Source organism: Enterococcus sp. LJL90 (genome assembly GCF_056924355.1).
The window spans coordinates 599,728-616,936 of sequence record NZ_JBXPBQ010000002.1 but is presented as its reverse complement, the minus strand read 5'-3'; the positions used below and the strand labels follow the sequence as shown (position 1 = coordinate 616,936).

22 protein-coding genes are annotated in these 17,209 nt (G+C 38.5%); 13 read left to right on the top strand and 9 right to left on the bottom strand.

Features of this window, described 5'->3' with window-relative positions; all coding sequences use genetic code 11:
• Nucleotides 1-40 precede the first annotated feature (40 nt).
• From AC1Z3S_RS07870 to AC1Z3S_RS07850, 5 genes are all read left to right on the top strand, one after another.
• Entirely contained in the window at nt 41-1,030 is a 990-nt protein-coding gene (locus AC1Z3S_RS07870) for a WxLIP family cell surface protein (RefSeq protein WP_461739896.1), read from the top strand.
• 241 nt (nt 1,031-1,271) lie between these two features.
• On the top strand, nt 1,272-1,733 hold the full coding sequence (locus tag AC1Z3S_RS07865; RefSeq protein WP_461739895.1) for a hypothetical protein: 462 nt from the start codon (nt 1,272-1,274) through the stop codon (nt 1,731-1,733).
• Between the two features lie 213 nt (nt 1,734-1,946).
• The gene (locus tag AC1Z3S_RS07860) at nt 1,947-2,381 is read left to right on the top strand and encodes a DUF3788 domain-containing protein (RefSeq protein ID WP_461739894.1); all 435 of its coding nucleotides are present in this window, start codon (nt 1,947-1,949) and stop codon (nt 2,379-2,381) included.
• A gap of 254 nt (nt 2,382-2,635) precedes the next feature.
• A complete protein-coding gene (locus AC1Z3S_RS07855) occupies nt 2,636-3,634 on the top strand; it encodes an effector binding domain-containing protein (protein WP_461739893.1) in 999 nt (332 codons plus the stop codon).
• 356 nt (nt 3,635-3,990) lie between these two features.
• The gene (locus AC1Z3S_RS07850) at nt 3,991-5,286 is read left to right on the top strand and encodes an MATE family efflux transporter (protein ID WP_461739974.1); all 1,296 of its coding nucleotides are present in this window, start codon (nt 3,991-3,993) and stop codon (nt 5,284-5,286) included.
• A gap of 365 nt (nt 5,287-5,651) precedes the next feature.
• Here the strand turns inward: AC1Z3S_RS07850 and AC1Z3S_RS07845 are convergent, their stop codons facing one another.
• From AC1Z3S_RS07845 to rplS, 4 genes are all read right to left on the bottom strand, one after another.
• The gene (locus AC1Z3S_RS07845; protein ID WP_461739892.1) at nt 5,652-6,233 is read right to left on the bottom strand and encodes a helix-turn-helix transcriptional regulator; all 582 of its coding nucleotides are present in this window, start codon (nt 6,231-6,233) and stop codon (nt 5,652-5,654) included.
• Between the two features lie 59 nt (nt 6,234-6,292).
• Complete coding sequence (locus AC1Z3S_RS07840; protein ID WP_461739891.1) at nt 6,293-6,478, bottom strand: hypothetical protein; 186 nt, start codon at nt 6,476-6,478, stop codon at nt 6,293-6,295.
• A gap of 419 nt (nt 6,479-6,897) precedes the next feature.
• On the bottom strand, nt 6,898-7,059 hold the full coding sequence (locus tag AC1Z3S_RS07835; protein WP_461739890.1) for a hypothetical protein: 162 nt from the start codon (nt 7,057-7,059) through the stop codon (nt 6,898-6,900).
• 617 nt (nt 7,060-7,676) lie between these two features.
• Nucleotides 7,677-8,024 (bottom strand): 50S ribosomal protein L19, encoded by a 348-nt coding sequence (gene rplS / locus AC1Z3S_RS07830; RefSeq protein WP_265456693.1) that lies wholly within the window; start codon nt 8,022-8,024, stop codon nt 7,677-7,679.
• A 202-nt stretch (nt 8,025-8,226) separates the two neighbouring features.
• On the opposite strand from rplS, the gene AC1Z3S_RS07825 reads away from it, so the two are divergent.
• Nucleotides 8,227-8,718, top strand: a complete 492-nt coding sequence (locus AC1Z3S_RS07825) for a GNAT family N-acetyltransferase (RefSeq protein WP_461737345.1) — start codon at nt 8,227-8,229, stop codon at nt 8,716-8,718.
• A gap of 72 nt (nt 8,719-8,790) precedes the next feature.
• On the opposite strand, the gene AC1Z3S_RS07820 is transcribed toward AC1Z3S_RS07825, so the two are convergent.
• The 5 genes from AC1Z3S_RS07820 to AC1Z3S_RS07800 are packed head-to-tail and all read right to left on the bottom strand — an operon-like array spanning nt 8,791 to nt 12,433.
• Nucleotides 8,791-9,555 (bottom strand): ABC transporter permease, encoded by a 765-nt coding sequence (locus tag AC1Z3S_RS07820; protein ID WP_461739889.1) that lies wholly within the window; start codon nt 9,553-9,555, stop codon nt 8,791-8,793.
• Complete coding sequence (locus tag AC1Z3S_RS07815; RefSeq protein WP_461739888.1) at nt 9,552-10,463, bottom strand: ABC transporter ATP-binding protein; 912 nt, start codon at nt 10,461-10,463, stop codon at nt 9,552-9,554. Before AC1Z3S_RS07815 ends, AC1Z3S_RS07820 begins: the two co-directional genes overlap by 4 nt.
• Nucleotides 10,463-10,654 carry a PLD nuclease N-terminal domain-containing protein gene (locus tag AC1Z3S_RS07810; protein ID WP_461739887.1) on the bottom strand — a complete coding sequence of 64 codons (192 nt, stop codon included), beginning with the start codon at nt 10,652-10,654 and terminating at the stop codon, nt 10,463-10,465. Before AC1Z3S_RS07810 ends, AC1Z3S_RS07815 begins: the two co-directional genes overlap by 1 nt.
• A 19-nt stretch (nt 10,655-10,673) precedes the next feature.
• Nucleotides 10,674-12,050 (bottom strand): PH domain-containing protein, encoded by a 1,377-nt coding sequence (locus AC1Z3S_RS07805; RefSeq protein WP_461739886.1) that lies wholly within the window; start codon nt 12,048-12,050, stop codon nt 10,674-10,676.
• Between the two features lie 5 nt (nt 12,051-12,055).
• On the bottom strand, nt 12,056-12,433 hold the full coding sequence (locus tag AC1Z3S_RS07800) for a GntR family transcriptional regulator (protein ID WP_461739885.1): 378 nt from the start codon (nt 12,431-12,433) through the stop codon (nt 12,056-12,058).
• A 201-nt stretch (nt 12,434-12,634) separates the two neighbouring features.
• Between AC1Z3S_RS07800 and folB the strand changes: the two genes are divergently transcribed.
• The 7 genes from folB (at nt 12,635) to AC1Z3S_RS07765 (ending at nt 17,024) form a co-directional block, all read left to right on the top strand.
• Entirely contained in the window at nt 12,635-13,000 is a 366-nt protein-coding gene (gene folB, locus AC1Z3S_RS07795) for a dihydroneopterin aldolase (RefSeq protein WP_461739884.1), read from the top strand.
• The gene (folK, locus tag AC1Z3S_RS07790; protein ID WP_461739883.1) at nt 12,997-13,479 is read left to right on the top strand and encodes a 2-amino-4-hydroxy-6-hydroxymethyldihydropteridine diphosphokinase; all 483 of its coding nucleotides are present in this window, start codon (nt 12,997-12,999) and stop codon (nt 13,477-13,479) included. Before folB ends, folK begins: the two co-directional genes overlap by 4 nt.
• On the top strand, nt 13,480-14,046 hold the full coding sequence (folE, locus tag AC1Z3S_RS07785) for a GTP cyclohydrolase I FolE (RefSeq protein ID WP_461737354.1): 567 nt from the start codon (nt 13,480-13,482) through the stop codon (nt 14,044-14,046).
• Nucleotides 14,039-14,629, top strand: a complete 591-nt coding sequence (locus tag AC1Z3S_RS07780; RefSeq protein WP_461739882.1) for a non-canonical purine NTP pyrophosphatase — start codon at nt 14,039-14,041, stop codon at nt 14,627-14,629. Before folE ends, AC1Z3S_RS07780 begins: the two co-directional genes overlap by 8 nt.
• Before the next feature lie 59 nt (nt 14,630-14,688).
• Entirely contained in the window at nt 14,689-15,480 is a 792-nt protein-coding gene (gene folP / locus AC1Z3S_RS07775; protein WP_461739881.1) for a dihydropteroate synthase, read from the top strand.
• 21 nt (nt 15,481-15,501) lie between these two features.
• A complete protein-coding gene (locus AC1Z3S_RS07770; protein WP_461739880.1) occupies nt 15,502-15,819 on the top strand; it encodes a hypothetical protein in 318 nt (105 codons plus the stop codon).
• A gap of 119 nt (nt 15,820-15,938) precedes the next feature.
• Nucleotides 15,939-17,024, top strand: coding sequence for a glycerol dehydrogenase (locus AC1Z3S_RS07765; protein ID WP_461739879.1), 1,086 nt, complete (start codon nt 15,939-15,941; stop codon nt 17,022-17,024).
• Nucleotides 17,025-17,209 lie beyond the last annotated feature (185 nt).

Below are 17,209 nucleotides of genomic sequence, written 5' to 3'. Positions count from 1 at the left end.
CTAGCACAGTAGAATAAATAAAGGAAAAGAGGATGTTGTAGTGAAAAAAGGGTTGGCAATGTTGGTTATGGTACTTTCGTTATTTTTGGTTAAAGGCGAAGTGAAGGCTGCTTCATTAAATGTGTTTGAAGTGACGGTCAATCAGCCGACAAGTCAGATTGATCCTCAGCAAACGTATCTAAATTTAGAGCTGGCGCCATCAGCAAATGAAGTGATCACAATTGATCTTAAAAATACAACGGAGCAGCCCTTAAAGCTCCGTTCATCTTTTAATCGAGCTATCACCAATAGCCAAGGTGTCGTGGAATATTCTGGGAAACATACGGATACTCTTGAGGCCTTAGGAACCGATATCGAAGATTTGGTGCGCTTTGATGGAGGTGAAATTCAAATGGCTCCCAATGAGGCTCGGACCATAACGGCTGAAATTATCATGCCTGAAGAAAATTTTAGCGGTGTTTTAGCCGGCGGATTTTATTTCGAACAAATACCGGATGGTCAGGCGACGACCGGGATTCAAAATATTTTTTCGAGGGAAACGGCTCTTTTACTAAGAAATAATCAAGAAACTGTCGTACCCAACTTAGAAATTTTAGCAGCTAAGCCCAAGACGGAAAATGGCCGCAATCAAATTGAGTTGACCCTGGAAAATACTAGCGGAACCTATCTCCATAATCTGCAAATTGATCATGAAGTCGTCGTTAATACTGAGCAGTTTTTGACAGGTAGCAAACAGGGCATGAGTGTGGCCCCGTATTCTCAGTTTAATTACAGTCTCCCCTTGGAGGGTGTCGAATTTAAAAATGGGGATTACACAGTCCACCTAATTGCAACAGCTAATGAAAATAGCTGGGAAGCCAGCCCGACTTTTACTGTCAATCGGGAGACTGCCAAGCAATTGAATAATAGTGATGTGATGATTGAAGAGACTCAGATTCCTTGGTGGCTGTTTTTAATCGGGGGAATTATCTTGCTTCAGCTAGTAGTGATAGTTGTGTTGCTAAGTAAAAAACGCAAGAAAAGTTTCTAAAACAGCTTTGTGATTTATTAGAATAAATAACTAGACATGTAACGGTGAGCAAGTTTAAAAAACTGCTTGCCGTTTTTGCTTGTAAAAAGGGGCAGTTTACAAGTAAAAAAGCCTTTTTAAATCAAGAACCCAAGTTTTACCCAATATAATACTTTAAATGGAGAATTATGCCTCTGCTTCTGATAAAATTAAAGAGACTTAGTTGTAATCACATAATAATATTCTATAAGGAGAAATATTGATGACCAAAGCTGAATGGTATGAAGGAAAAGAAGGGAAAGCAGAACACTTAGTCTATTTGAATAAAGAGGGGAAAGAGTTAGAAAAACTGTTGAATGGAACTAAGACGCTGATTATTCGTGGATCAGCAGGAAAAAAATCTCCATTAGGCGGCAGAGCGAAAGTTGGGGATGCAGTTTATTTTGTAGAAACCGGCGGGGATTTGACGATTGAATATCGGGGAGTCATTGCAGAAGTTGTCGAGTCGGCAAAAATGTCTAAGGAAGAATCGATTCAATTTATTGAAAAATATCAGGACCAACTCAATCTATCAAAAAAACAATACGAACGCTGGGCTGGCAAAAAATATCTCGCAGTATACAAAATTGCACAGCTTGAAGCAATCGAACCTTTTACCTACAACCGTGAAAAAAATATGGACGACTGGATTATTACAGATGATATTAACAAAATTAGGGCATAATTAACTGGTAGTTTTTGTTATTTGTAAAATGAGTTTGTGCTGTGGGGAAGTCAGCCCTTAGATAAGGATATGAGACGCAACCGACGCCAAACTTTCTGCAAAAATGTTGACAACTAACCACCATAATAAAAATCTGATAAAACAGTGTTTAGAGAAACTTAGTCGAACGTGCGATGCTGTTGAGCAGTTTACGCAAAGAGAGGATAGATATAAATGTTATGGAGTGAAAAATATACCAGAGATATTGAACCAACGCCGCTGCAAGTTAAGGATTTTATCAATAATCCGCTGTTTGAAGAATTAGACCACTATTTACAAGATACTTATAAAATAAAAGCGAAAAAAGCTTACAGTGGTTGTTCTATGGATCAGGGGATTTGGAAAGGCTGGAATATTAAATATCAGAAAAAGGGTCGTTCTATTTGTACCCTGTATCCTCAAGATGGATATGTTTTAGCCTTGCTACCTTTAAATCATAAGGAGTTAGCAGAGGCAGAGACGCTTTTACCGACACTTTCCAATGAGACTCAAGAAATCTATAAAAATGCTAAGGTTGGCCATAATGGAAAGTCATTGCCGTTAAAAATTCAAAGTGAAAGCACAGTCAAAGATGTTAAACAAATTGTTTCCTTGAGAATTCATGAGTAGCTACTTAGGATATAGTTGACAAACGAATCATTTCAGCTACTCAGATAGTAATCAAATTTTCACTGCCAACTTGAATCAACTGGCAGTGGTTTTTTATGTTCAATAAATGAAAAGAGTAGTGGATAAACTCAGAATTTTCTAACTCAATAAATCATTCAACTTTAGCAGACAAAAAGTAACCATGCTATCCCTATAGAAAGACTTGACTTTAACGTCGTGTCGCAGTTTATCATGGAGATAGAAAGGAGAACATCATGGAGTTAAAGACAATCACACAAGTGTCAAAGGAGTATGAAATTTCTACAAGAACACTGAGATATTATGAAGAGCTGGGATTGATTCAAAGTCAAAAAATCCCAGATTATGCTTATCGTATGTATGATACTGAGAATTTAATTATCCTACAGCAAATAGTGATTTTTCGTAAGTTGCGCATTCCTTTAAAGGAGATTCGGATTATTCTAGAATCTAAAAGTAGCGAGAAGATTTTTAGTATTTTGGAGCAGGCGATAGATGGTATTGATAGCGAGATGATTGCACTAAAAACTATCCGGCACGCCTTAAGGATAGTTGTGGAAGAATTAAAAAACCTTTCTTTTGAACATACCGAAATAAATAACTTTGATGATACTCAAGTGATAAATCTAATTGAGGAAATCTCCACTCAAACATTGAAAAGAAAGGAGAGCTTGCCATTGGTGACTATTGACGAAGCAAATAAAACGATTGAGAGTATTAAAGATTTACGGATTATTTATGTTCCACCGATGACAGTTGCAGCTTTTCACCTAGAGGGTCAAAATAGAGAAGAAGCTGTAGGACTAGAAATTCAGAAATTCATCACAGAAAACCAGTTGAAAGAAAATAAACCAGATTTTCGTTTATTTGGCTTTAATAATCCAGCTGGTGATGAGAACATATCCAAAGGTTATGAAATGTGGGTATCAATACCAAAGGAAATGGCGGTGAATGTGCCGTATGTAAAAAAGCAGTTTCAAGGTGGATTATATGGGGCTAAAATGATTAAGTTTGGTGATTTTCATGAGTGGGAAAATTTATGGCAATGGGTGCTCACCAATGGGGAATATGAATTTGATTATAGCTCAAGAGTTATACCTCTTTCTAAAGAGGCCGACCCTGCACTAGAAGAAACGCTCAATGCCATCAACCACATAGAAAGTACAAATAGAGAGCATCTGCAACTTGATTTATTGGTGCCAATCTCATTAAAAAAAGGTACTAATCAAGAATAAATTTGAATTATTCCGTTCATACCTGTGTTACTCCTGGAAAATACTTTTCATAAACAACAAAACTTTTTATGAGTCCATTAACGACAGATTTCATTGACTTCAAACCTCACTACCAATTTACTTCAGCGTGTAGCAATTTTTATTCGCTATAAATAAAAAGAGCAGTAGATAAACTAAGGATTTAGTGATTTTTTTGAAAATAGTAAGTGATAAAAATTCTATTCACATTTCATGGGTTACATTGTCACCATCAACTAAATATGCACGATGAATGATGATATAATTGTTTAAGGGTGATTGTTATGGAGACAGATTTGACTTATGGTAATCCAATAAAAAAAGTTTTTTAGTTTACAATTCCGATCCTTATTGGAAATCTATTTCAACAATTCTATAATATTGCAGATACAATAATCGTTGGGAAATTTTTGGGAGTTAACGAACTCGCAGCTGTTGGGGCAACAGGAAGTCTAATGTTTATCGTGCTTGGTTTTAGCCAAGGCTATGGTGCTGGGTTTTCCATCATTATATCGCAGCATTTCGGAAGTAAAGATCAAGAGAAGGTAAAACAGGGCTTCGGTACTAGTCTTGTAATAAGTGCTTTAATCGTGCTTATTTTAACAGTTGTCAGTTTTGCAGCAATTCGTCCACTATTAGTATTTATGCGTACGCCAAGTGAAATCTTTGATTTGTCCTATCAGTACCTGTCAATTATTTATTTAGGGACAATTGCTTCTTTTGCTTTCAATTTATTTAGTAACGTACTGAGGGGGCTTGGAGATAGTCGAACGCCTCTTTATTTTTTGATTATAGCTTGCATATTAAATATTTTTCTTGATTGGTTTTTTGTTCAAATAATACCTTTAGGTGTAAAAGGAGTTGCGATTGCAACTGTTATGGCACAAGCTGTGGCCTCAATTGGGTGTATGATCTATATCAAATTCCGATTTACTTTACTTCAACTTTCCAAGGAACATTTCAAAATTAATAAACATGAAGTCAAAAAGCAATTAGCTTTAGGAATTCCAATGGGTTTTCAATACTCAATTATTGGTTTGGGACAAGTCGCAATCCAGTATTTTTTAAATTTATTAGGAACCGCAGAGGTGGCTGCTTTTACTGCGGCCGGAAAAATTGAATTTTTCTCTTCTATGCCAGTTCAAGCTTTAGGAACAGCACTTGCTACTTTTGCTGGTCAAAATTTAGGAGCAAAGAAAGTCAACCGTATTCTATACGCCTTTAAGCGCGTTTTTCTGATTTCACTTAGAATAGCTGTGTTGATGGGTGCTATAAACTGGTTTGCGGCTTGTAATTTAATGAGAATTTTTGTTAACCAATCTGAACTAGAAGTTATTAAACTTGGTGCACAAGTCTTACAGGTTAACGGATTAAGTTATTGGTTGCTGGCAATTCTTTTTATTTGTCGTTTTACTTTGCAAGGGCTTGGAAAAAGCTTCATTCCTACTGTCTCTGGAGTAATGGAATTACTTAGTCGATTCCTTGCCGCTTTTGTTTTATCGAAACAGTTTGGCTTTTTTGGACTGGTATTAGCCAACCCCCTTGCCTGGTTATTAGCAGCACTACCATTATTAATTGCTTGTTTTTACACCTTACGTCGGCTAAAATTCCAAGAAAATAACTATCATTTATGAAAATATCGATTAGTCCAAGTAGTTCGTCAAACCAATGGTTGGCGGGCTACTTGGTTGTGTAATAAATTTCACCTTTTTCTACCAGTGAACAATTGTACAATATTTTTCTTGGGGATTCGATAACTTTACGATTTAACAGAATCAATGTTTAAATCGATTAGGGTTAATCCACTAACGACAGATTTTATCTGCTAAAAAGTTTTAATCCACCAAGATTTTGTTCTTGGTGGATTTTTTACTACTATAAGGATTAAAAAAGTTCGTTGTGTAAAAAGAGGGGGGATTGAGTCAAAAAAATGGAAGCTGACTCCCCAATTTATACGCTGAATTATCATTGTTAAGCTTGATATACCAAGAGTCTGTTTTTACAAAGAGTAAGTAAACATCGAGTATAATATTCCGGTGACTAAGCCCATACTAATTGCTGTGATGAGAAGTAGGATTAGATCGGCGGAATTTATTTTTTCACTTCTTTTGAGAAAGGGATTTTCTTCAACAGATATTCCGTTCTTATTAACATAGCTGAGAATCGCTCCATAGGTTTGAAGCAATTTCGAACCCCTATGCGTCATTAGTTTGAATATAGAAAATAATTGGATGATTAAACAGCCAACTGACAGGTATAATGCCCAAATTCCGATTCGGTGATACAAAATAGCTGTGCTAAAGATAGATACAATTCCAGAAAAAAACGCAATCCAATAACATTGTTTTAAAGGAGTTCGATAGACAATGAACTCAATATCTCCCAAATCATCAATCAATAACTCAAATAATGGAATCCCAAATGCAACACTCAATTTTTTTATTTGATGGACAGTTGGATACATGTTTCCTAATTCCCAATCGGATATTTCTTTTTCGCCTACACCGATTTTCTGAGAAAGTTCAAATTGTGAAAGATGATTTACCATCCTAAAAGTAATGATTTTATGCCCTAATTCCATAGTCTCTCCCTACAGCTTTCAAATTTGAATGAATTCCAGTACTGGTCGATGAAGCGATATTAATTGATACGATTTTTTTTCTTGGTAAGTTGATAGAATCGCTTATTGATTTTTGAAATTATTAAAATCGCTTTATCCTCGAAATCCATGACGCCATATTCTTGATTGGCTTCTAGTTTCGCTCCGTTATCACTTGGTAAAATTCTAACTGCTGAACTTTCGTGTAATCTTAATTTTGCTGCCAATATACTGTCACTCTTTTACTATACTATATGTTAAGGTATATGGTAACGTAATGTGTTGATATTTCGATTCACAAAAAATAGCGTTTCGTTGAATGAACATAATCTAATTGTGTTCTATTAGACAATTTTCGCAATTTCCTGTTACCTTTTGAGTCTAACGGTGTTTTCCTTGTTAAATTACAATATGAAAACAATAGAATTTATCTAGTTCCAGCAATTTCTTTTAAATTTTTTCTATCAAACTTTTTTAGTAAATGGGATAACATATTTTTTTGTTTATAAAAATGTTTATTTTAAAACTGAATTTGGTGAAACAATTAAAATCTATCTAAGATTTAAGGAGACAAACAAAGGGCTTAACAGACTTAGAAAGAGCTAATATTTACGGGAATTCTGACCTATCAAATTCTGTGCTAAACTCAAAAGAAATTTAAAATACCAAAAATGGTTATCATAAATCCAATGATAACGCCTAAGTTTGAGTATTTTTTGAGATTCTCATTTAATGAAAAATACTCTTGCTTTACTATCACAGAAATGCCCATTACTATTAGGCCAATAAAAATTGAAATTAAGTTCATACTAATTCTCCTTTTTAACTAATTGATTTACTATACTTTTTAATGGTCAGAAAAACGTAAAAACAGATTTCATACACTCATAATAAACTTTTCAAACTTTTACAATACTCAGTACACAAAAAATTCACACTTACAAGTTATGATTAACTCATCCCATTAAAACAAACCCAATAAAACACTTTTTCATTTTTTACTCCTAGCCCGTCGGTCCCCGCCGATGGGCTCCCTTTTTGTCTTCAGCGAAAAATTTTTTCCTGAAGAGCACCGGGCCGCATACAGTTCAACTAAGGGAGAGGGTGGAGATTAGTTAAATCGATAGTAGTTGAACTAGCATCCTAGCCTATCGGTCCCCGCCGATGGGCTCCCTTTTTGTCTTCAGGAAAATTTTTTCCTGAAGAGCACCGGCCGCATACAGTTCAACTAAGGGATAGGCAACGAATTGTTTAAGCGTGAAGAAAGTTGAACTAGCATCCTAGCCCATCGGTCCCTGCCAATGAGGATCCTTTTTGTTAAGTTTGGACGAGTATTTCATATTCAAATGCAACACTAAAAGTTTCAAACCAAAAGAAAAAGCCCTTGATTTCTCAAGGGCTTGACGTTGATTTGTAAAACAAATATTAACGACGGATTTCTTTGATACGAGCTGCTTTTCCGTGTAAAGCGCGTAAGTAGTACAATTTTGCACGACGAACTTTACCGTAGCGAACAACTTCGATTTGTGCGACACGAGGAGTGTGAACTGGGAAAGTCCGTTCCACACCAACACCGTTTGAAATTTTACGAACAGTGTAAGTTTCGCTGATGCCAGCACCACGACGTTTGATGACTACGCCTTCGAAAAGCTGGATACGTTCGCGGGTTCCTTCGACTACTTTCGCATGAACGCGAACAGTGTCACCAGGGCGAAACGCTGGAATATCCGTACGTAGTTGTTCTTGAGTTAATTCTTGAATTAATGGATTCATTTATTCCTTCTCCTTATTCCAAACATTCATAGGACAGCTGCCCCAGCGGAATATCGTAATAGATGAGTGTTTACACTCACCAAATAATATTACCATAGACCATTTTGACTGTAAAGATAATTTTCTTGACTGGTGCAAATTTTTGTTGTGGGGCAAGGAGTTTGCTATAATTTAGAAAATTGATCAGAAAAGAGTGTGGGCCATGACAGTAACGATTCGGGCAATTAAAGACAGTGATATTCCTATTTTATGGAAATTGGAAGAAAACATGTGGACCAACGATAATACCCCCAATGCCAATCAGCAACTAAGCTTTGATGCCTATGAAAAAAGTCAAAAGGATCGGGAAATTTTAGTTGCGGTAAATGATGATAATTTATTGGGCTTTATCAGCTATCAAAATCCGACAGCGATGAGCAGCCACAGTCGGCAATGGGAGCTGGGAATTGGTGTTGCTAAGGAGGCCCAAGGGCAGGGGATTGGTAAAAAATTAATTGCAGCGGTCATTGAAAAAGCCCGCCAGCAAAATATCGGCAAGCTTTCCTTAAGAGTGATGGACAGTAATCCACGGGCCAGAAAATTTTATGAAGCGTTGGGCTTTGTTCGAGAAGCCCATTACAAAAATGAATTTTGGATTAATAATCATTGGGTTGATGATTATCATTATGCTTATTATTTAGAAGACACTTTATAAAAATGAAAAGAATCGACTGAAATATTCTACAAGTGAAGCTAGCTTGTAGAAATTATTTCAGCCGATTCTTTTTTATAGGGCTTTTTTATTAAAGATTAGACAGCTAGCAATTAAACTGAAAATAATCCAAATAAGTGTGACTAGGATAGCTGGATAAAAATCTGATAGCTGTAGGCTGCCATTAATCAGCTGCAGATTCTGTGAAACTAGGTAGAGTGGGTTATATTCACTGACTTTCGGAAAAATATTTGCCAAAAATAGACAGGCCACAAGTCCGCCGCAAAAAAGTAAAGTGCCACTGGTTTCAAAGAAAAGAACACTACCGAGGTAAATACTGGTCAAAAGAAATATTCCAAAAAGCCATAGAAAGCTTGCTGCTAGGAACAAATGATTTTGCTGATCAGTTGGCCAGTAAAAGGCCGTATAAGCATAGGTAACAACAAAAGCTAACAGGTTTCCCAAGGTCCACAACAGACTACTGACCGTCAGCTTTGAAAAAATGACGGTTGTCCGAGGGAGTCCTTTAGTCAGCATGTTCACTAGAGTTCCTTTGGTCAGTTCACTAGTCAGACTACTGCTGAAAACAATCACTAAAATAATCAAGCCAAATTGTGGCAGATTTTTATAGTATTGCGTCCATGAATCAAAGGCGGTTGGTGTTGGAACGGTCAAGGTGATGCCTTCCAATGATAAGCTTGAAATTAAATCCGGAGTAAATTTTGCAATCAAAGGATTCATTAAGCCCAGTAATAAAAAGATGACCGTTAATAGCAATAATTTGCCGTTTCGTAATACCGCCAAACCTTCTTTTTTGGTAAAGGCTAGGTAAGCGCTCATTTCACCACCTCCAAGAATAAATCCTCCAGTGTCGGTTCTTGGATTTCCAATTTTACCGGCACAAGTTGCTGCTGGTTCAAAAGCTGCATTAGAGCAAAAATAGTTTGATCAGCATGGAGGGTACTAATTTTCAACTGTTCAGAATTTTGTTGCTCAATTGTAAAAGATTGAGCAGCACTGTCTGTAAATTTTTTGAGGCTGCCGTCATCTTTAAATTCTAAGAGAATCGTCTCTTGTTGCTGTTGATTTTTTAAGGTTTGGATGGCGCCGTTTAAAACAATTTCCCCTTGATCTAAGATGGCCACATGGTCACAGATTTTATCGACATCCGCTAGAATGTGGGTTGAGAACAAGACAGTGGTCTTATTTTTAATCCGCAGCAGAATTTCTAAAATTTCTTTGCGGCCTAAAGGATCCAAAGCAGAAGTTGGCTCGTCACAAATCAGCAGCCGTGGTTCATTTAATAAGGCTTGGGCAATGCCCAAGCGCTGCTTCATTCCCCGTGAAAAGCCGCCGATTTTTTTCTGTTCTTTTTCAAGACCAACAAGCTCCAACAATTCAGCACTTCGTTCTTTGATTTTGGCTGCGGGCATATGGGTAATCTCTCCGCAGAGTTTCAAATACTCTTGCGGTTTCATAAAATCATAAAATTCTGGAACATCCGGTAGATAGCCGACAAAGCGGTTGGTTTTCGTTTGGCCAAAGGCGACAGACTCGTCAAAAATTTTGACAGTTCCCGAAGTGGGCTTCAATAAACCCAGCATAATTTTCATGGTGGTGGTTTTGCCGGCACCATTTTTCCCGAGAAAACCGAAAATAGCTTTTTCTGGGACTTCAAAGGAAACATCCTTTAAAATTTGCTGTTTGCCAAAATTTTGATGCAAATGATTCACTTCAATGGCGGCCATCAAGCATCACCTCGCCCGATAGAAAAGTAAAGGACAGGCCCGATAATCGTGACAAAAGATAGCAAAAGCCAGAGCCATTTATTACCAAAACGGTAATGGGGATGCCGTAGCACATGGATAATCGTGGCTGCTGCTAAGGCGAATTCCAAAATAATTAAGGGAATCAGAATTGGTAAAAGATCGGTACTCATGTTTACTCCTCCTCATAAATTAAGAGACATTTTTCAAAATTTCTTGGTATTCTTTTTTTGTTTCCTCTGCATCGCTGGCGGTAAAATAATAATCCCGGTCCGCTGTTTTCAAATAAATAATCTCCTTTTGATCGAGGCGGACGTAGAGCGTTGCCGAGCGACCATTTCCAGCAAAAGAACCAGTTGCATAGTTTTCGGTACCCATGCCGTTCACGTGGATTAAGCCTTTTGGCAAGTCAGTTAGCAGTTCAACAGACTCAATATCGTGAAAGGGCACACTGGATTTGCCGACAAGCGGGGCTGTCATTACGACATCTTCTTGGGTGATTTCCATGCGAATCGAATTCGTTTGAAAATCATATTGGAATAGCGGCACCATCACAAAAGTTAAGATACCCACTAAAAAGATGACGAGAATTCCGCCACCGATTTTCGCGGCAGGTTTTGCCATGTTCATGGTAATATTCATACCAACACGATCCGGTAGCATCAGACGTTTATCATTGGGATTGTAATAAATACCATAGCGCCAATATTGGTCGTCACCGCTGTAGCGTTGTTCACCGGTTTGCGCCATTAATTGATCTTGTTTTTTCCGCAGTTTAAATAAAAGAGCAATCGTAGCACTGCAGCCGATAAAGAGCACTAAGAAGTAGGCTACCGAAATGATCGTCACAATTGTTGGATTAAAAGTCAACAGACTATAAGGCAGTAAAATCAATGGAACAAACAGATAGCTCAAGATAACGGTAATCAGTGACCAGTAAAATTTCGTTAAATCATTGTATTGCTGGTTGAGCTCAGTCTTTTGTGACCAAGCCTTCACTGGAAAGCGGCGGATGTAATAATACATCGCCAGACAAAGCAGCCATAAAATTCCTGCCGTCACAATCATCACGAGGTTCATTGTGAAACTCTTCAATTGAAGGATTGAGATGGCTGCTGCGACAATCGTCAGCAGCAGACTGCCTAGCAACCATTTGAATGACAGCATTTTGCGATTTTTTAATTGAATCGCTTGGGTATCAATCAAAATCGGCTGTGCTTGTAACAGCCAGCCCATTTTAGCTTGCAGGTCGTGAAGTTTATGAATGTAATGGACTTGGTAGAGATACATCGTACCTAGAAAACCAAAGATCCCTAGCATAAAGCCAGTAAATAAAATAGAGTCATAAGGCAAAAAAATCAGTGGAATTGTTGTTAAACTAAAGATTATTGTGATAATTAAAAGTCCTTTGCGGTAGTCTTTGATTAAAGCTTTCACGACAGGAGCGTTTAACTTATCCTTTGGTAACGTGTTTTCTAAAATAATATTAGCGTGGGGCCGGCTGGGAATGATGCCCATCAAGCCCATTAAAATAAATAGTGCAATTTCAATCAGAATCATAAAAGACATTTGAATCACTCCTCAAAAAAATCTGTTAGTATTTGTTGGACACTTTTTTCTATTTGCTCGGTGTTGACGGCGTGCAAACGGATTTCTGCTAAAATCAAGGTCAGTTGGAAAAATAAATCCGGCGGCAGGGGACCAGGCTGCGGTTTAAATGGGGCGACTTTGGTTCCCAGTCTTCGGTCGGTAATTAAAAATCCCTCATCCTTCAGTTGATTGTAAGCTTTAGAAATTGTCATATTGTTCACGCCAATTTCATCTGCTAGCTGACGAACAGAGGGCAGTTGCTCATCTGGTTTTAACTGGCCTTTGGCAATGCCGATAATAATTTGGTCCCGCACTTGTTTATAAATAGGAATATCTGATGTTGTGGAGATTTCAAAAAGCACTGTGTCACCTGCTTTCTTTTTTTTGTATTGTTTGTATTATATATTATAATACAAAAAACTTGTCTCAACAAGTGACAGGTCAACAGGATTTTTCAAATTTTATACTGGCAACAGAGATTTATTAAGATGACAATTGTCTTTTGAAACTGTATATTTAATGAAGAAGTTTTAGCAAATTTTTTTGAAGGTAGGAAAAAATGCATGGGAAAAATTCGCATAAATAATTTAAAATATTTTACAAAAAATGGTGTCTTGAAGGAAGAACGCGTGCTTGGCCAGCAAATCGAAATTGATGTGGAACTAAGACTAGATTTAACTGCTGCGGGCAAGAGTGATGATGTGGCAGATACCGTTAGCTATGCAGAAATTAATGATTTGATTGCCAAACGAGTAACAACCAGTTCGTATAACTTAATGGAAGGCTTGGCTGCGGCAATTTTAGATGATATTCAAAAGGACTTTGACAGCCGTTTAACCAGTGTACTGCTGCGAATTCGTAAATACAGCGTACCGATGCCCGGACTGTTTGACAATATTGAAATCGAAATGGAAAGAGCCTTCAAATGATAACTTATCTAGCCTTAGGCAGTAACATGGGAGAGCGTTTAAAATTATTGAAGGCCGCCAGAGAAAAATTGGCGGCTGATCCTCAAATAGAAGTCTTGTCCTCCTCAAAATTATATGAAACTGATCCATACGGTTATACGCAACAGGAAGATTTTTTAAATGCTGTCATCAAAATCGACACGAGTTATCAACCGGCAGATTTATTAAAAAAAATTCACCAAATAGAAGCGGCCTTGGATCGTAAACGCTTGGTTCATTGGGGACCACGCACCATTGACATTGATATTTTATTGATGGGTGATTTGAACATCACCACTGAGGAATTAATTATTCCCCATAAAGAAATAACAAAGCGCTCCTTTGTCTTAATTCCTTTAAAGGATGTCTATCATGGAGAGCTTTTCAAAAAAAGTTTAGCGGCTTGGATTGAAGCCAGTGGAAATCAGCAAGAAGTAAGATTAGCAAAAGAGGTATGGTAAATGAATCCAGAACAGATTGCTCAAATTGAAGCTGCCGTGACCCAGATTTTGACGGCAGTCGGCGAAGACCCGCAACGGGCCGGCTTAGTCGAAACGCCGCAACGGGTTGCCCGCATGTATCAAGAAATATTTAGCGGCTTAACGACAGACTTTGATGATTTTAAATTATTTGATGCCGGTAGTGCCGGTGAAATGGTGGTCGTCAAAGATATTCATTTTTATTCGATGTGTGAACACCATTTGTTGCCATTTTTCGGCAAGGTCCACATCGCCTATATTCCCTCTGAAAATAAAGTCTTAGGACTAAGCAAGTTGCCTCGACTTGTTGAATACTGTGCAAAGCGACCTAGCGTTCAGGAAAACTTAACGCGGCAAATTGCTGAAATGATTGCCGAGCATGTTCCAGTTTCTGGCGTGGCGGTTTCAATTGAGGCTAAGCATTTATGCATGGAAATGCGGGGAGTGCGCTCTCCCGATAGTAAAACGAAAACCTTCTTTTATCTCGGTGCCTTCAAAGAGGATCAGGAGTGGAAGCGCGATTTTTTAGCGGCGATTAATCATGACTAGCTTGATTGTTGCAACAAAAAATTTAGGGAAATTGCAGGAGATGCAAAAATCCTTTGGCGACCAAATTAATTTAATTGGTCTCCATGAATTAGCACCCGACCTGAAAAGTCCTGTTGAAAACGGCACAAGTTATCTGGAAAATGCCCGGCTGAAAGCCAAGTATTATGCAGAAGCACTGAAGCAGCCGGTTTTAGCCGATGACGGCGGATTAGAATTAGCCGCTTTTCCGCAGCTGTTAGGGGTGCAGACTCATCAGTTTTTTCAGACTGAGACTGCCCCAGAACAAAATCAAGAAATTTTAAATTTATATCAAAAAAATCCGCAGCAAAATCGCGCGTTTGTGCTCCATGCAGCTTTGGTTTATTGGGGAAAAGTAGAATTTCAGGTGGAAAAAACGCTGACTGGTGAGATTGTTGCTCCCCGAGGTCAGCTGGGCTACGGATTTGATTCTATTTTATGGTTGCCCGCTTACCAGAAAACTTTGGCTGAGCTGCCGTTAGCCCAGCGTAACGCTTTAAGCCCTAGAATACAGGCGCTAAAAATAATTTTGCCGCAAATTTTAGCCAGCTTAAGCGTTCATTAAGAAAAAAGCCAAGGAAAATTTACTTTTAAAGACTAGACTGACAAAAAGGAGGCAGGCCAATGTTTGATTTTACAAAAAAACAGCAAATCATGGGAATTTTAAATGTCACTCCGGACTCTTTTTCTGACGGTGGACATTACACTGATATCGAAGCGGCTGTCGAGCAAGCCGAAGCTTTGGCGCTAGCCGGCGCCGATGTGATTGATATCGGCGGCCAATCGACACGACCAGGCTATCAAGAGATAACACCAGCCGAAGAATTAGCCAGAATTTTACCAGTGGTGGAGGCAGTCAAACAAAGAATTTCTGTGCCGCTATCGGTGGATACTTATTTTCCTGAAGTTGCCCAAGCAGTGATTAGCGCTGGTGTGGAAATTATCAATGATATAAAAGGTCTCGATCAACCGGGAATGGCGGAGCTGTTGGCGGCTAATCCTGAAGTTGCGATGGTCATTATGCATTCCCGTAAACGCCGAGAAGTTTCATTGATAACCGACCTGCAGGAATTCTATCAAGAAAAAGTAGCGCAATGTCAACAACACGGCATCTCATTAGAGCGAATCGCCTTTGACCCAGGTGTTGGCTTTCATAAATCTGTTGCAGAAAACTTAGCGATTATGGCTCAGCCACAAAATTTTCGCTTTGAGAAACTGCCGCTGTTGTATGGTGTCTCCCGCAAGCGCACGATTGGCACGGTGACGGGAGAAACGAATCCCCTTGAAAGAGACTATGCTTCAGTTACAGCTTCGCTTTTTGCCCTTGAGCAGGGAGTTGAAATGGTGCGGGTCCACAATGTTGCCGGCATGAGGCAGGCTTTAATCATGTGGGATGCTTTAAAAAATTTAAACTAATCTGAAAAAGGAGTTGTGAAGATGACAATTGAGGAACTAAAATTCCTGCAGGAAAATTTTTCTGAGGAAAAAGTTTATCTCACTGATGGTTATTATCGTTTCAAACAATTAGCAGCGGAGGAATATGAAATCATGTTTGCTGTGCCGGGCAATTGCGGCACCAGTGAGTATCATCCCCGCATCCGTTTTGCGGTTGAAGCCGGACAGATTGTGCCGATTTCTTTGATGGATGTTGTGACAACGCCTGTTCAACTGATTGATTATTCACCAGAAACAGCAGCAGAATTAACATTGGCCTTAGAAAACTTGAAAGATAAATTTTTTGCCGCCAAAGCGTAACACTAACTTAATAAAGAATAAAGCCAACTGAGGGATTTAAATAATCACTGTGGAATCAGTCTGGCTTTTTTGTTAGCATATATTTAGACTTGTGATAAAAAACACAAAGGAGTGTGTATATGGAAAAAATTTTTATTAGTCCGGTCCGTTATGTTCAGGGCAAGGGCGTTTTGAAAAGTGGTATTTCTCATATTAAAAAAATTGGCAAAAAATCGTTATTACTTTGCGATGATTTTGTCTGGCAACTTTGCGGTGAAGCATTTGCTGAGAATTTAAAAACAGAGGGACTCACCGTTTTACACCTGTCGTTTGATGGTGAGTCTTCTGAAAAAACTATTCAAGCAATTTTGACAAAAGCTAGAGGTGCGGATGTGGATGTTGTTTTAGGTTTGGGAGGCGGAAAGACAATCGACAGCGCCAAAGGAATTGCTGATTGCTTATCTTTACCGGTGGTTATTTTACCAACAACAGCCTCCACTGATGCACCGACATCGGCGATTTCGGTAATGTATTCAGAAGACGGCGTTTTTGAAAAATATCAGCACTATCAAAAAAGTCCGGAGCTCGTCTTAGTTGACACCGAAATCATCGTCCAAGGGCCAGTTCGTTTATTGGCCTCAGGAATTGCCGATGCTTTGGCAACTTGGGTCGAGGTGCGGGCTGTGCTGCAAAGTCGTGGCAAAAATTTATTAGGCGGCGACGTAACTTTAGCGGCGCAGGCGATTGCTGAAAAATGCCAAGCTGTCTTGTTTGAATTTGGCAAGCAAGCACTAGCGGCAAATCAAGCAAAAGTTGTGACAGAAGCCTTTGAGCAAGTCGTCGAAGCCAATACGTTATTGAGTGGTATCGGTTTTGAGAGCGGCGGTTTGGCGGCAGCTCATGCTATCCACAATGGCTTTTCGAAATTAACAGGAGAGATTCAGCAGCTGACCCACGGAGAAAAAGTGGCTTACGGAACACTGACACAACTCTTTTTAGAAAATCGTCCTAAAGCGGAGCTAGATTGTTTTATTGATTTTTATCAAGATTTAAACTTGCCGACGACCCTAGCTGAGTTACATTTAGAAACGAATTATTCACAACTGTTGGAGGTGGGGCGACAGGCGACAATTCCTCAGGAAACGATGAGCCGGATGCCTTTTAAAGTTGAAGCGGCTGATGTAGCCGATTGCCTTTTAGCAGTTGATAGTTACGTGAAAAGTTAAAAAAATGAAGGTAAGTAAGTTGCAGCTAGCCAAGTAAACTCTTAAATAGAAAGAATATTTGCAAAGTCTATTTTTGTGGAAAGTGCAATTATTATCATATTCTGAAAAAATATGGCATATTTAACTTAGTGTAGCTTTTAAAGGATTTAGTGAAAGCAGATTACGAGTTGAAACAGACAAGATAC

What these genes read in the sequence shown, in the direction of transcription:
- AC1Z3S_RS07865 (WP_461739895.1), top strand. Translation starts at nt 1,272, where the DNA reads ATGACCAAAGCTGAATGGTATGAAGGAAAAGAAGGGAAAGCAGAACAC.
- AC1Z3S_RS07860 (WP_461739894.1), top strand. Translation starts at nt 1,947, where the DNA reads ATGTTATGGAGTGAAAAATATACCAGAGATATTGAACCAACGCCGCTG.
- AC1Z3S_RS07855 (WP_461739893.1), top strand. Translation starts at nt 2,636, where the DNA reads ATGGAGTTAAAGACAATCACACAAGTGTCAAAGGAGTATGAAATTTCT.
- AC1Z3S_RS07845 (WP_461739892.1), bottom strand. Translation starts at nt 6,233, where the DNA reads ATGGAATTAGGGCATAAAATCATTACTTTTAGGATGGTAAATCATCTT.
- AC1Z3S_RS07835 (WP_461739890.1), bottom strand. Translation starts at nt 7,059, where the DNA reads ATGAACTTAATTTCAATTTTTATTGGCCTAATAGTAATGGGCATTTCT.
- rplS (WP_265456693.1), bottom strand. Translation starts at nt 8,024, where the DNA reads ATGAATCCATTAATTCAAGAATTAACTCAAGAACAACTACGTACGGAT.
- AC1Z3S_RS07825 (WP_461737345.1), top strand. Translation starts at nt 8,227, where the DNA reads ATGACAGTAACGATTCGGGCAATTAAAGACAGTGATATTCCTATTTTA.
- AC1Z3S_RS07820 (WP_461739889.1), bottom strand. Translation starts at nt 9,555, where the DNA reads ATGAGCGCTTACCTAGCCTTTACCAAAAAAGAAGGTTTGGCGGTATTA.
- AC1Z3S_RS07815 (WP_461739888.1), bottom strand. Translation starts at nt 10,463, where the DNA reads ATGGCCGCCATTGAAGTGAATCATTTGCATCAAAATTTTGGCAAACAG.
- AC1Z3S_RS07810 (WP_461739887.1), bottom strand. Translation starts at nt 10,654, where the DNA reads ATGAGTACCGATCTTTTACCAATTCTGATTCCCTTAATTATTTTGGAA.
- AC1Z3S_RS07805 (WP_461739886.1), bottom strand. Translation starts at nt 12,050, where the DNA reads ATGTCTTTTATGATTCTGATTGAAATTGCACTATTTATTTTAATGGGC.
- folB (WP_461739884.1), top strand. Translation starts at nt 12,635, where the DNA reads ATGGGAAAAATTCGCATAAATAATTTAAAATATTTTACAAAAAATGGT.
- folK (WP_461739883.1), top strand. Translation starts at nt 12,997, where the DNA reads ATGATAACTTATCTAGCCTTAGGCAGTAACATGGGAGAGCGTTTAAAA.
- folE (WP_461737354.1), top strand. Translation starts at nt 13,480, where the DNA reads ATGAATCCAGAACAGATTGCTCAAATTGAAGCTGCCGTGACCCAGATT.
- AC1Z3S_RS07780 (WP_461739882.1), top strand. Translation starts at nt 14,039, where the DNA reads ATGACTAGCTTGATTGTTGCAACAAAAAATTTAGGGAAATTGCAGGAG.
- folP (WP_461739881.1), top strand. Translation starts at nt 14,689, where the DNA reads ATGTTTGATTTTACAAAAAAACAGCAAATCATGGGAATTTTAAATGTC.
- AC1Z3S_RS07770 (WP_461739880.1), top strand. Translation starts at nt 15,502, where the DNA reads ATGACAATTGAGGAACTAAAATTCCTGCAGGAAAATTTTTCTGAGGAA.
- AC1Z3S_RS07765 (WP_461739879.1), top strand. Translation starts at nt 15,939, where the DNA reads ATGGAAAAAATTTTTATTAGTCCGGTCCGTTATGTTCAGGGCAAGGGC.